The sequence below is a fragment of the Micromonospora sp. BS32 genome (assembly GCF_059089345.1).
In genome coordinates, this window is sequence record NZ_JBSSHR010000026.1 from 62,175 (window position 1) to 74,576 (window position 12,402).

General features: G+C 70.8%; 15 protein-coding genes. 8 read left to right on the plus strand and 7 right to left on the minus strand.

Annotation, left to right across the window (positions count from 1 at the left end; all coding sequences use genetic code 11):
- The first annotated feature begins 7 nt into the window (after positions 1–7).
- The 4 genes from AC5RWQ_RS27380 (at position 8) to AC5RWQ_RS27395 (ending at position 4,163) form a co-directional block, all read left to right on the plus strand.
- Positions 8–2,164: a UvrD-helicase domain-containing protein gene (locus tag AC5RWQ_RS27380; RefSeq protein ID WP_494285514.1), complete on the plus strand. Its 2,157-nt coding sequence runs from the start codon at positions 8–10 to the stop codon at positions 2,162–2,164.
- 42 nt (positions 2,165–2,206) lie between these two features.
- Positions 2,207–2,854, plus strand: coding sequence for a DUF6308 family protein (locus AC5RWQ_RS27385; protein ID WP_494285515.1), 648 nt, complete (start codon positions 2,207–2,209; stop codon positions 2,852–2,854).
- A gap of 29 nt (positions 2,855–2,883) precedes the next feature.
- Positions 2,884–3,150, plus strand: a complete 267-nt coding sequence (locus AC5RWQ_RS27390) for a hypothetical protein (RefSeq protein WP_494285516.1) — start codon at positions 2,884–2,886, stop codon at positions 3,148–3,150.
- Positions 3,151–3,356: 206 nt separating this feature from the next.
- Entirely contained in the window at positions 3,357–4,163 is an 807-nt protein-coding gene (locus tag AC5RWQ_RS27395) for a hypothetical protein (RefSeq protein WP_494285517.1), read from the plus strand.
- Positions 4,164–4,342: 179 nt separating this feature from the next.
- Here the strand turns inward: AC5RWQ_RS27395 and AC5RWQ_RS27400 are convergent, their stop codons facing one another.
- The 6 genes from AC5RWQ_RS27400 to AC5RWQ_RS27425 form a co-directional block, all read right to left on the minus strand.
- Entirely contained in the window at positions 4,343–4,816 is a 474-nt protein-coding gene (locus AC5RWQ_RS27400) for a hypothetical protein (protein ID WP_494285518.1), read from the minus strand.
- A gap of 13 nt (positions 4,817–4,829) precedes the next feature.
- A complete protein-coding gene (locus AC5RWQ_RS27405; protein ID WP_494285519.1) occupies positions 4,830–6,134 on the minus strand; it encodes a WXG100-like domain-containing protein in 1,305 nt (434 codons plus the stop codon).
- The gene (locus tag AC5RWQ_RS27410; protein ID WP_494285520.1) at positions 6,131–6,445 is read right to left on the minus strand and encodes a type VII secretion target; all 315 of its coding nucleotides are present in this window, start codon (positions 6,443–6,445) and stop codon (positions 6,131–6,133) included. Before AC5RWQ_RS27410 ends, AC5RWQ_RS27405 begins: the two co-directional genes overlap by 4 nt.
- Positions 6,438–6,833, minus strand: a complete 396-nt coding sequence (locus tag AC5RWQ_RS27415) for a YbaB/EbfC family nucleoid-associated protein (RefSeq protein WP_494285521.1) — start codon at positions 6,831–6,833, stop codon at positions 6,438–6,440. The genes AC5RWQ_RS27410 and AC5RWQ_RS27415 overlap by 8 nt, the downstream gene beginning before the upstream one ends.
- Before the next feature lie 122 nt (positions 6,834–6,955).
- Positions 6,956–7,177: a DUF397 domain-containing protein gene (locus AC5RWQ_RS27420; protein ID WP_494285522.1), complete on the minus strand. Its 222-nt coding sequence runs from the start codon at positions 7,175–7,177 to the stop codon at positions 6,956–6,958.
- A complete protein-coding gene (locus tag AC5RWQ_RS27425) occupies positions 7,170–8,060 on the minus strand; it encodes a helix-turn-helix domain-containing protein (protein ID WP_494285523.1) in 891 nt (296 codons plus the stop codon). Before AC5RWQ_RS27425 ends, AC5RWQ_RS27420 begins: the two co-directional genes overlap by 8 nt.
- Before the next feature lie 264 nt (positions 8,061–8,324).
- Here AC5RWQ_RS27425 and AC5RWQ_RS27430 point away from each other — a divergent pair, with 264 nt between their 5' ends.
- The 4 genes from AC5RWQ_RS27430 (at position 8,325) to AC5RWQ_RS27445 (ending at position 10,464) form a co-directional block, all read left to right on the plus strand.
- Positions 8,325–8,624 (plus strand): DivIVA domain-containing protein, encoded by a 300-nt coding sequence (locus tag AC5RWQ_RS27430; RefSeq protein WP_494285524.1) that lies wholly within the window; start codon positions 8,325–8,327, stop codon positions 8,622–8,624.
- A complete protein-coding gene (locus tag AC5RWQ_RS27435) occupies positions 8,621–8,872 on the plus strand; it encodes a hypothetical protein (protein ID WP_494285525.1) in 252 nt (83 codons plus the stop codon). The genes AC5RWQ_RS27430 and AC5RWQ_RS27435 overlap by 4 nt, the downstream gene beginning before the upstream one ends.
- Before the next feature lie 205 nt (positions 8,873–9,077).
- Positions 9,078–9,575: a SigE family RNA polymerase sigma factor gene (locus AC5RWQ_RS27440; protein ID WP_494285526.1), complete on the plus strand. Its 498-nt coding sequence runs from the start codon at positions 9,078–9,080 to the stop codon at positions 9,573–9,575.
- On the plus strand, positions 9,568–10,464 hold the full coding sequence (locus tag AC5RWQ_RS27445; protein WP_494285527.1) for a hypothetical protein: 897 nt from the start codon (positions 9,568–9,570) through the stop codon (positions 10,462–10,464). The genes AC5RWQ_RS27440 and AC5RWQ_RS27445 overlap by 8 nt, the downstream gene beginning before the upstream one ends.
- 554 nt (positions 10,465–11,018) lie before the next feature.
- Here AC5RWQ_RS27445 and AC5RWQ_RS27450 read toward each other — a convergent pair.
- On the minus strand, positions 11,019–12,053 hold the full coding sequence (locus AC5RWQ_RS27450) for an IS110 family RNA-guided transposase (RefSeq protein WP_494285528.1): 1,035 nt from the start codon (positions 12,051–12,053) through the stop codon (positions 11,019–11,021).
- Positions 12,054–12,402: the final 349 nt, after the last annotated feature.

Genomic DNA, 12,402 nt, shown 5'->3' on the forward strand with positions numbered 1-12,402 from the left:
ACCCCTCGTGCCCCAGCTCGCCTTCGCCAACAGCTTCTGGCAGAGCTTCGACGTCCTGGAGAAGCCGGTCAGGGCCGGCGTGCGCAAGGCGATGGAGAAGTTCCAGCAGCTCACCATCGCCGAGCTGCACGCCGACAAGGGCCTGCACCTGGAGTCGGTGAACAACGCCCGCGACCCGCGGATGCGGACCATCCGGATCAACGACTTCTGGCGCGGGGTAGTCCTCGCCCCCGACGACGGCAGCGACACGTTCCTCCTGCTCAACGTCGTGCCCCATGACGGCGCGTACACCTGGGCGGCGAAGCGCCTCTACACCATCAACACGGCGACCAGGGCCTTGGAGGTTCGCAACGCCGTGGCCATCGAACAGCTCACACCGACGCTGGAGAAGGCGGCGGCGCAGGCGCCCACGTTGCTGTTCGCGAAGCATTCGGATACGGCGCTGCGGCACCTCGGCGTCGACGACCAGGTGCTGCGGGCCGTACGCACGATCATCGACAAGCCGCAGCTGGAGGCCTTCGGCACGCTGCTGCCCGAGGACCAGTTCGAAGTGCTGCAGTACCTCGCCGAGGGGTTCTCGCCCGACGAGGTCTACCGCGACCTGGTCGCCGAACGCCGGCCGGCCGACGCCCCGAAGGAGCCCAGCGAAAGCCTGGCGGTGGCGATCGCCAACACCACCAGCCGCATCACGCTGGTCACCCGGCCCGACGAACTGGCCGAGATCCTGGACAAGCCGTTCGCCGCCTGGCGCGTCTTCCTACACCCGTCGCAGCGACGCGTTGCCTATCGGGTGTCCTACAACGGGCCCGCCCAGGTGACCGGAGGGCCGGGCACCGGGAAGACAGTGGCGGCGCTGCACCGGGTCAAGCACCTGCTGTCCCGTACGCCCGACGGCCGGGTGCTGCTCACCACGTACACCAACGCCCTGGCCGCGACCCTGCGGGAGCACCTGGCGCTGCTGCTCGACGACGAGAAGCAACTCTCGCGGGTGGAGGTGACGACGGTGAACGCCTTCGCCAACCGCACCGTGCGCGCCCTGACCGGTCGGGTGCCGGCGCCGGTCGGCGACCTCGACGAGCGGCAGGTCTGGCGGCGGGTGTGCCGGCGACTGGCCCTGCCCTGGACCGAGCAGTTCCTCGCCCAGGAGTTCCGGCACGTGGTGCTCGCCCACGACGTACGCGGCCGGGAGGACTATCGCGCGGCCAGCCGGCGCGGCAGGGGATCGGCGCTCGGCCCTCGGCAGCGCGACCAGGTGTGGGACGCCGTCGAGATGTTCCGGGCCGAGCTCTCCGCGGCGGGTGCCGCCACTTACCTGCAGATCTGCGCGCGTGCGGCGGACCTGTTGAGGGACGCCGACCTGGCCGCGCACGGGTTCGACCACCTCGTGGTGGACGAGGCGCAGGACCTGCACCCGGCGCAGTGGCGGGTGCTGCGCGCCGCAGTGGCCCCCGGCCCGGACGACCTGTTCATCACCGGCGACCCGCACCAGCGGATCTACGACTCGCGGGTGTCGCTCAGCTCCCTCGGCATCACCGTCACCGGGCGCAGCAGCCGGCTGCGCATCAACTACCGCAGCACGGAGGAGATCCTGTCCTGGGCGACCCAGGTGCTCGTCGGGGCACGGGTCAACGAGCTCGGCGGCGAAGGCGCGGACAGCCTCACCGGCTACCGGTCGCTGCTGCACGGCAAGAGGCCACAGGCGCAGGGGTGCGCGACGCCGCAAGCCGAGGTGGCGGCGCTGGTCAGGCGGGTGGGGGAGTGGCTGGAGCAGGGCGTCGGTCCGAGCGAGATCGCGGTCTGCGCCCGGTTCAACACAACGCTCGCCGACGTGCACGACGAGCTGACCGCCGCCGGGATCCCGGCCGTCAGGGTGCGGGATCAGCCCGGCGCCGACGTCGACGGGATCCGGCTCGCCACGATGCACGCGATGAAGGGCCTGGAGTTCCGCTGTGTCGCGATAGTCGGGGTGACGGCCCGGGCGCTGCCGTTCGCCAAGGAGGTCACACCGGCGGAGGTGGACCAGGTGCAGCACGAGAACGACCTGCTCAGGGAGCGCTGCCTGCTCTTCGTCGCCGGGACCCGCGCTCGCGAGGCCCTGTACGCGTCGTGGAGCGGCACGCCCAGCCCTTACCTGGCATTCGCCGCCGACGACCAGCCCAAATAGCGCCAAAGGAGAAGCGTGAAGCACCCCTTGACACTCGCCGAGATGCTGGCCGTGCTCGATGACCCACGGTCAGTGCCCGACCTGCAGCGCTATTTCCTGGCGGTCGGCGACGCGGCGTTCACCGGTGGACAGTTCGAACAGCTCAGCGGCGGCGGTAGCCGCCCCGAGACAGCGAACACCATCACCGCCGACGACCTGATCGCGGTGGAGCTGCTCAGCGTGCGGGTGCCTCCACGTCGGGCGCTGGACCTGCTGCAGGGAAAGCTCGGGGAGAAGCTCGCGGTGGAGCTCGCGAACATTCCCGTCGACGTGGAACTGGGCACCGGGGAGGCCCTTCCGCTCATCGTGGAGGGTGGGCCCGCGGACATCGCGTGGCGGTTACTGCGCGACGCGGACGGTATTGGGTGGGTCATCGCCGGCAAGCTGCTCGCTCGCAAGCGCCCGAAGCTGGTGCCGGTGTACGACGAGGTGGTGTCCTGCGCCTACGGCACCGGGACCGGATTCTGGAAGTGGCTGGACGGCAAGCTCCGCGAGGAGAGCGGCCTGCTGGCGCAGCGGCTTCGCGTACTGCACGAGAAGGCGGACCTGCCGGCGGCGGTGAGCCTGCTTCGAGTCCTGGACGTCGTGTTCTGGATGCGGCACCACGGCGAGCACGGCGGTAGCGCCTGTGCGGGAATACAGCTGCCGTGACTCGCTCGAGGACAGGAGGGAATGACGAGATGCGAGAGATCACGGTACGCCTCCGCGGCGTGAGTCCGGAGCGGTACGCCGACATCGTCAACGTGATCTGGATGCAGATGGAAGCGATCGGCTGCGATTTCACGGTCACGCCGGACGGGCAGGCTGTGCCGGCCCAGCTTGACGCCCGGTGGGACGACTACAGCCAGGTGTCCTGGGAGGGCGGTGGCCGGCGTGGCACCCCGCAGGCAAGAGCGGCAGGCGCCCACCGGACTGGCAACCGGCGCTCCGCCGACATGGGCGAATGACGAAGCGAGGGCCGATCAACAGCCGGCCCACCGAGTACGCCTGCGTCAATTGCGGCGAAGCCGTCCACGGCCGGGCGAACACACGGCAACGCGGCCCGGACATCGCATGGTTCGTCCACTGCCACCCGTGTGCCGCCTTGGTCGCCGACCAGATGCAACCGCTCGGCGTGCTGCCGGATGGCAGCGTCGACCTCTATCAGTGCCGGATGTGTGGCACCCTCCGGGCCTGCCGTATGGGCTGGCGGACCCGGTGTCACGTCTGCCTGGACGAGCGATCCGCCGGCCCCGCCCTCGCGGCCGGTGAGCGCCTGCTGTCCCGGCTGCCGGACGAGCCCGGACTCGCGGAACAGGTGCGCCGGTTTGCCGGCTTGGCCGCCGCTGACGCCATCTCCGCCCGCGCCGCGGCCGAGTTCCAGGCCGCTGTCGCCCTCGGTGAGGAACTCGACCGACGCCGCCGTGACGGCTGGGCCGACCTGGCCGGGGACGTCCACGGTCTCCCGTGGTACGGCGAACGTCAGGGCAGCTCCTCGCACGGGACCTGGGGCGTCCACCTCCGCTGCGGGTCGTGGCAACGGCTGCGCGACCGAACTTGTCCAGAGTGCCCACCCGAGCCCGAGGACCGGTCCTTCGCCGTGCTGCGGGACACGCCGTACCTGCTGTACCTGGTCCGCTATCGCGGGTTGCTGAAGTTCGGAGTCGGTAACGCGCGCCGCGTTCGGCAGCACCTGCGGGCGGGTGCCGAGCTGGTGGAGGTCGTCGAGGGCCGGCACGCCGACGTCATCGTGGCGGAGGCGACCCTCAAGCGGCAGAAGCGGGAGGCGGCGGTGCCGCTGCGATGGTGGCGTACGCGGCGGATGCCGGCGTCCTTCGGAGCGGGCACCGAGGTGGTCCGGGTCGACGTCCAGATCCAGCTCGCCGACGTCCTGCGCAACGGCCGCGACGTGACCGGTCGCTTCACGAGCGCGGCTGATGAGAGAGGCGGAACGGCTGGAAGAGGTCCTTGGTCGTTCTAACCGCCGCCAAGCCCTCACGTCTCGGCGTTTCATCGGCTGATTCTCGCGCCGCCCATGGGCTTCTGACGCCAATCGCGTAGGGGCCGCGGGTTGAATCAGGCGGGGTGCTCGGCGACGAGCTGTCGCTTGACGTACGCCCCGCACCGTTGCGGCCGGAAGCCGGCGAACAGCAGCTTGCTCTACGTGCGTACCTGAGCCAGATAGCCCTGCCAGGCGCTGCGGTCGTTCGCGTCTGGCGTGGTGCCGGGCGGAAACCAGGTGAGCCCGAGGACGGGGTCCGAAGCCGCGACCAGGATGTCGAGGCCAGCCACCAACACCGCCGGCCACAACCGCGCTGCCGAGAGCTGCTCGAAGGCGCGGCGGGCCTCCTTCAGCTGGACATCGCGCTTCCGCCCGGTGTATCCGAAATCCCAGAGGATTTCGTATGCGTCGAGGAGGGACTGCTCCTCAGGAATCTCGGACGGATACGCCAGATAATTGCCGCTGATCTCGCCTCCCACCTCCTTGTCTGGGTCCGCCTCAGCCGGGCGGCTCAGATAGATCCCGTTGTCGGGGCCGACGGAGGTCTTCATGCTCAGGGCGGAAGAGATCCGGGCGGCGACGTCGTCGGGTGAGTCCTGCGTGTGGATGAATATGTGTTCCAGGGTGGACATGAAGGCACCGTGACTATTCGGGAAGGGTGATGATTCGGTTGTCACCGAGAATGATACGAACCTGCTCGGGCAGGCTGCTTCCATGTTGTCGATGTTGCCCGAGTGCGCGCGCGAAGCCTCTCCGCGCGTCCTCCTCGCTCAGTCCGGCCGTGCGTCCGTCGATGATCAAGTCGCCTCCGCCCGTCTGAGCGACCTGCTTGCCAGCGGTCAAGATGTTACGGCGGACTGCCTCGCTGCTGGACCCATCGAGTGTTTTGAACTCGGTCACCACCCCGGGATCCTCGGGGCCGGATCTGACCATCGCGTCGGGGTTTTTGATGCCGTAAAGATCATCTATCCGTTCTCTTGGGTGCACCATGTCGCCATCCCCGGCCACTCGATCAGCGATAGCCCGTTCCTTCGGCTCGAACAGACCGCGTGGATCCTCGACCCCGGGGCGGAAAGCTGCTCCGAGCGGCCCCTTCTGCGTGCCCGGGTCGAAGTCGGGTCCCTGCCCGTGTTCTCGAGAAGGTGGACCCTTCTCTGCTGGCGATGGCCCTGGTGCGTCCCGTGACCCGGTAGCCAGCAGTCGCCCCAGAGCCTGCTTCAGCTTTTCGATGAGGTCGCCGAGCCGGCGGATCTCCGGCATCAGCCGCCGCAAGCTCGCCAGCAAGCCCCGCAGCAGCCGCGCGATCCGCGCGCCCCACGACGCCACCAGCGTGGTCACCTGTTCCACCACGAGCGGCCCTGCGAACCCGCCGGTGATGACCAGTTCGCCCGCGTACACGATGAGGCGGGAGACGCAGGCGGCGACGGCGTCGCGGACGAGGAGCCGGACGGCGGCGACGAGGCCGGCGGCGCCTTCGGTGGCGGCGGCGAGGATGTCGGCGCCGTGGGCGAGGCCGGTGATGGCCTGCTGCTGCTCCGCGGCCCAGTTGCGGTAGGCGGGGCCGGCGCTGCCGACCCAGCTTGCGACGTCGGTGCGGACGGCGGCGGCCAGCTCGGCCGCTTCTTCGCGCAGGGAGGCGGCGACGTTGCGCCAGGTCTGTGCATGGGCGGTGATCTGTGCCGGGTCGCCGGCGAGCCAGTCGAGGGCTTCGCTGAGGGGTTTGACGTGTTCGATGAGCCACGCGATGCCGTACTGCAGGAGGGCGCCGACCGGGTCGGAGACGAAGGCGAGGGCGTCCAGGCCGGCGCTGACCACGCCGAGGCTGCCGTCGATCCAACTGCCGGTGCGGATGCCCTGGGCGATGAGTTCGATGTCCTCGCAGATCCACATTCCCGCCCACGGCGTGGGTGCGGTGTCAGCCGCGGTGGCCACGAGGGGGTTGGCCGTCACCGCCGGTCCCCGGCCTGGCGGAGCTGCCGCTCGGCGTGGTCGTCGGTGCGCCGGTAGTTGTCGGCGCTGGTGCGCAACCGGCCGGCGGTGTCACGTACCGACCAGGCGGCGATGCCGATGCCGGCGATGAGGGTCCGTTGGAGGCCGTCGAGCAGCACCGGCACGATGACGCACAACTGCCCGTACGCGCCGTCGCTGAGCTGGATGTGCTGGCCGGCCTGCTTGGCGGTGTCGAGGCTGTCGGCGCTGCGTTCGAGGCGCGCGGCGTGCCGGGTCAGGTCGTCGGGGTCGACCAGGATGCCGTCAGGCATGGGCCTCGCCCGGGTCGGGCCGCAGGCGGCTGCGGTACGACTCGACGATGGCCTGCCCGGTCGGGTCGTCCCGGTCCAGGGTGCTCGCGGTCGCCTCGGTGACCTGTCGGAGCAGGTCGGCCCGCGCGGCGCGGGTGGTTTCCAGAATCAGCCGGGCGGTGTGCGCGGCGGAATGCTGCCGGACGCGTTCGTCGAGCCGCAGGTCCAATAGCCCGCCGGTGGCATCGACGGTGACGGTGACGGCTCGGTCGGCGCTGGTGGCGGTGCCGGTCAACGCCTGGACCCGCGCCGACAGGCTCTTCGCCCGCTCCGCCCGCTCGGCCAGGTCGGACTCCCATTGGCCGAGCCGGCGTTCCGCCGCATCCAGCGCGGCCTCATCCGTCCACATGCGATCCTCCCGGTAAGCCTCGCCGGCGCGAACCGTCGTCACGTTACCAACCGGTGGCGCTCCGTGCGCGCCCGCCGATGCCGGCGGGAGAGGTTCCGCATCTGGCGGCGAATCAAGAACCGTCAGGTGGTGACTGTCATCGGCCAGTCGGTGGGATGGGCGCTGGCCGCGGCGACGAACCTTGACCAAGCCGAGGGCGTGAAGGCGAGCGTGGCACCGGCCGGGTCCTTCGAGTCGCGGACGGCGACCATGTCCGAGAGGTTGGTGGCGACCTCGACGCAGTTGCCGCCGTTGCCGCCGCTGCGGGTGCTCTTGCGCCAGACGGCGCCAGTCAGGTCAGTCATGCCGAAGCTCCCCGATGATCGTCTTGATCATGTCGGTCGATTGTGACTCACCGAGGGCTAGCGCATCCAGGCTCTTCCAGGCGACCCGGTAGGCGGCCAACTCGTCGGGCTTGTCGAGGTACAGCGCCCCGGTCAGGGACTCGCTGTAGGCCACCGAGGGCTCCGGCGCAGCCCGGCCGCCTTTCGTCGCCGGGAAGTCGAGGAGCACGAAGGAGCCAGCGACCGCGCCGGAATGCGGTCCGGCGGCGAAGGGCAGCACCCGCACGCTGACATTGGACAACTCGGCTGCCTCAAGTAGTCGGCTGAGCTGCCCGACCATCACGCCTCGGCCGCCAACGGTGCGGCGAAGGACCGCCTCTGAGAGCACCGCGTTGAGCTGAGGTGGCTCCGGAAGCCGCCGAGTGAGCAGACCTTGCCGTTGCAGGCGCACCTCGACCGCCCGCTCGCGCTCATCCTCGCTGAGCGAGGGGCGGTCGAGCCGAGCCAACCCGAGCGCATACTGCCGAGTCTGCAGGAGTCCCGGGATCAGCGTCTCCTCGTACTGCCGGAGGTGGGCGGCGGCGGACTCCAACCCCACGTACAGCTCGAACCAGCTCGGCACCGCGTCCCCGTAGGCATGCCACCACCCCTTGGACTTCGTCTCGGCCGCCAGCCCCCGCATCGCCTCGGTCATCTCCGCCGACACGTGGTACAGCTCGCACATCGCCTTGACGTCTAGCACCCGTACCGGCCCCAGGCCGCTCTCGATCCGCCAGATCTTCTGCCGGCTGTATTCGAGGGCCTCGGCGGCGGCGTCCAGCGTCACGCCCGCCTCGGTCCGGAACTGCCGCAGCAGCCGCCCGAGCTGCCGCCGCGGCACGGTCGATCCGACGTCCTCGGTCACCCGAACACTCCCTGATTCCATCGCGCAACACTGCGTTAAGTGGCCATGTAACAGCTACCGGTAGCGATAAAGAAAGTCAATGCCTCTTGCAAGAATTCTGCTGTGGAACGTTGCGTCTCCGCTGCGCTCCGTCACAGGATGACTACCAAGCCCCTGGTGCCGTACCGCTGATCGGAGCTGCGGTGGCAGGGCGGGGTGGGCCCGCACGCGCGGGGAGGGCGGGCGGTCCCACCCCTTCCAGTCCACGAGAGAGGCAGTCGGCAGATGAGCGTCCACAACCAGCGATCGGCCCGGGGGAGCGGAGCGACCTACCGCTCCTTCGCGTACACCAGTCTGCTGCCGTGGCAGGTGCGCGAGCGCCGCTTCAAGCTGGCCGGGCTCGGACGCCGCGGCCTGGCGCCCGACGACGTGTACGCCTTCCTCGACCGCGTCGCCGGCGACCTGGCCGCCGTCTACGCGGCCCTGGCCGCCAGCCGCCGGGAGACCGCCGTCATCAAGGACGCGCTGCGCCGCTGGCAGTCCGACCAGGCCCGCGCCCGCGACGCCCGGGGAAACGAGCGGTGACCCGGCGGTACGTCATCCACCTGCCGGTCGTCGCGAACGACCTGCCCGCCGCGCAGCGCCTGGCCCGGGTGGTCGGCCGCTGGCTGCTCGTCCTGCCGCAGACCGACCCGGGGGAGACCACCGTGTCGGTCGAGGACGATCAGAACGTACGCCACCGGGTCTTCTGCGACCTGCTGATGCCCGGCGGCCGGCGCTGCCTGCTCCGCGCCGACCACGACGGCCCCTGCGCCCGCCGCCTGCGCCGCTGACCATCCGCTCTTCACCACGCGGTCGTGGCGGTTACCGCGCGGCCGCGGCCCGTCGACGCGCCACCCGGATGAGCTCCGTGTCCGTGCTTCCGGAACACTGCGTACCCCCCCGCCAGCTCCGGAGCGAAACCACTGCCCGGCAGGCAACCGCCGGCGGGGGTGCGGCGTGACTAGGGGTACGACCCGGCGGTGAGGGAGGGGACGCATGTCAGGCGAGGAGAGCTTTGACGCGTTCTACCGAGGTAGCAGGCAGCGGCTCTACGACTGCCTGTACGCCCTCACGGGCAACGCCGCCGAGGCGCAGGACGTGGTGCACGAGGCGTACGCCCGGGCCTGGCAGCGGTGGTCGACGGTCGGCGAGTACGCCGATCCGGAGGCCTGGGTACGGACGGTCGCCCGCCGCGTCGCGGTGAGTCGCTGGCGGCGGGCCCGTTCGGCGCTGCATGCCTACCGTCGGGCCGGCCCGCCGCAGGACGTGCCCGGCCCCAACCCGGACAGCGTCGCGCTGGTCGGCGCGCTCGCCCAGTTGCCGCCCGCTCAGCGGACCGCCTTGGTGCTGCACCACCTGGTCGGTCTGCCGGTGGCCGAGGTGGCGCGGGAGACCGGCGTGCCCGAGGGCACCGTGAAGGCCCGCCTGTCCCGCGGCCGGCGAGCGCTCGCCAACCTGCTCGAGGCGACACCTTCGGAGGCGCACAATGTCTGACGGATTCGAGAGCACGTTCGCGCCGTTGCGGGGGCAGCAGCCGCCGGCGCCGTTCGCGTTCCCCGAGGCGGTCCGCCGTCGCGGACGGCAGCGCTCGCAGCGCCAGGCGGTCGTAGCCGGCCTGGCCGTCGTCGCCGTGGCGGGGGCGGGGGCGGGGGCCGGCTGGGCCGCGAACCTCGGGCCGGGCGACGGCTCGCCAACCCCCGGCGCCAGCCGGACGACCGTGGCGCCGAGCGGCACCGGGTCGCCGAGCGTGGCGCCGAGCCCGACGACCCCGGCAACGAGCGCCCCGCCGAGCCCGAACGGCAGCGGCAGGCCCGACCCCGGCGTGGCGGACCTGGACACCCTCATGCTCCGGCCAGCGGATCTCGGGCCGGGTGCGTGGCGGAAGCAGCTGCCCAGCGAGCCGTTCTCCGGCGACACGTGGCGCTGGGCCGATCTGTGCGCGGCCTACCGCAGCTCCGACTACCAGTCGCTGCGCCGGCAGGCGGACCTCGACTTCACCGGGTACGCCACCGGGTCGGCCGGGTACGTCTACGAACACCTGCACCGGTATGCGGGCGGGTGGGGCCCGCGGGCGCTCGACGACGTACGTCACGTGCTGGCCACCTGCGCCGGCACGGCGACACCGTCGACCGCGCCCGGAAGGCCGGCGCCCCGCAGGTTCACCGTCGTGGGCACCGGCTTCGCCGGGGACGAGGCGCTGCTGGTCCGCGAGGAGCAGTGGTACTACGAGGGTGAGACGCTTGCCGCCGATCCGATCGTGACGCTCGTCGCGGTGGTCCGGGTCGGCGACCTGGTCGGCACCGTGATGTTCTCGCCCGACCGGGACGAGCCGTATGCGCGGATGGTCGCCACGGCGGCGGCGGGCCGGCTCGCGGCGGGGTAGCCGACGGCGGACGCGCGTGGCGACAGCTCGGGCCGGGCGGGGTGCGCTGCGGCCGGTCAGCTGCCGCAGGTCGCGGCGGGCCACCAGGAAGGACGGGTCACGGTCCAGAGAGTCCTTGTCCCGGTCGTACCGCTGGGCGCGATCTGCTGCTGCAGCGGAGTGGACAGCGGGAAGCTGCGTGCGGTGTACCGCAACGGCCGGCGAGGTCGTACCCCCGGCCGGCGAGCAGCGTCTCCGGGCGGGTCAGGGTGCCGGTCACCCCACCGATGATCGCTTCCGTGGTGCACCGCACCCGGGAACTTCTGCCTTAACTGCACCGCCAGGCGGAGTGGAAGCGATGGGTGTCTGTGTACGGGCGCGGCGTCACACCGGTAGCGCGCGGATCGCGGCTACCTGTTAGCTGGTGGTACGACCGCAGCCCGGCCAGGCTTGGTCGAGGTGACCGGTGGGGTCGCTCTCATCGCGGCTGCCCACCGCAGGTTGGTGTGGCTCTCATCTGGCGTGCGTCCCGCCGGTCACCGCGGCGGAGAGAGGCTCAAGAGCGCCTCTGTGTGTCAACCCATGCGGGTGGCGAGTTTGAGTTGGTCCTTGATGAGGTGTCGGTAGAGGACGTTGGTGAGTCGTCGTTTGAGGGCTCGTCGGGCTTCGGCCGGTGTCTTGCCTTCGTTGATTTTGCGCAGGTAGTAGACGCGGCCGGGTCCGGGATCGCGGGCTTGGCAGATCGCGATGGTGTGTAGGGCGGTGTTGAGCTGCCGGTTGCCGGTGGGGTTGAGGCGGTGGCGGCGGCGTTCGCCGCTGGATGCTTCCAAGGGTGCGGTGCCGGTGTAGCTGGCGAAGTGATCGGCGGTCGGGAACCGGGTGGCGTCGCCGACGTGGCCGAGGATTTTCCCGGCGAGGATGTGCCCGACCCCGTGGATCTCGGTGACCGTGCAATGAGTCTCGGCGAGGGTTTGACGGGTCTGTGCTTGGTTGGTGTCGAGGTGTCGGTCCAGGCGGCGCAGGTCGGCGATGAGGTCACGGGCGAGGTCGCGGCGGCAGCCGTCGGTGGCGGTGATCGGCCGGATGGTTCGCAGCAGCGCGGCGGCTTTGTTCGCGGTGAGGTCGAGCCCCGCGCCGCCGGGGATCAGGTCGCGGAGCAGGACGTGCAGCCGGTTGAGGAGTCGTACTCGTTCGGTGGCCAGGTCGTCGCGGCGTTCGGAGAGCAGCCGCAGCCGGGTGTGGTGGTCTTCGGCCACGACCTGGCGCAGCCGCTTGTGGCGCATGGCGGCGTGCGCGACGCTGGCTGCGTCGGCGGGGTCGCTCTTGCGGGATCCGCCGGTGTCCAGCAGTCGGGCGCGGGCGGCGAGGGTGGCGGGCACGTCGACGACGTCTTCGCCGGCGGCGGCGAGGAGTTGGGCGATGCCACGGCCCAGTCCGGCCGCGCCTTCGACGGCGAAGCGGCGTTGCGGCCAGCGGGCCGCCCATCCGATCAGCGTCTTGAATGCCGCGGCGTTGACGGTGACGCGTCTGGTGGCCAGGGACTGCCCGTCAGTGTCGAGGGCGACGGCGGTTAGGGAGGCTTTGTGGGGGTCGATGCCGATCGTGATCATGGGCGGCCGGGGGTCCTTTCACCAGGCGGACGGGAGGGTGCGCCGTGGCGGGCAGCCTGACTTGCGGAATCTTGAGCACGCCTCTGTTGAGCCACGCCAGGGCCGGGCGCCGGCCAGCGGTGGCACGCTCTTGATGAGCCAACCCGGGGGCGGCAAGGGGTTTGCGAGCCAGTGCCAACCGGCGCCCTGACGCTACGGGCTGCAGACCCCAGCGTCTGACGTCAGTAGACAAGTCAGGGGACTGCCCGGCTCAAGGTAGCGCTGCCCTCCCGTCGACGAACACCGTCGGATCGAGGGAGGACAGGATGGCTCAGGTCATCATCGGCGTGGACCCGCATAAGCGTTCCGC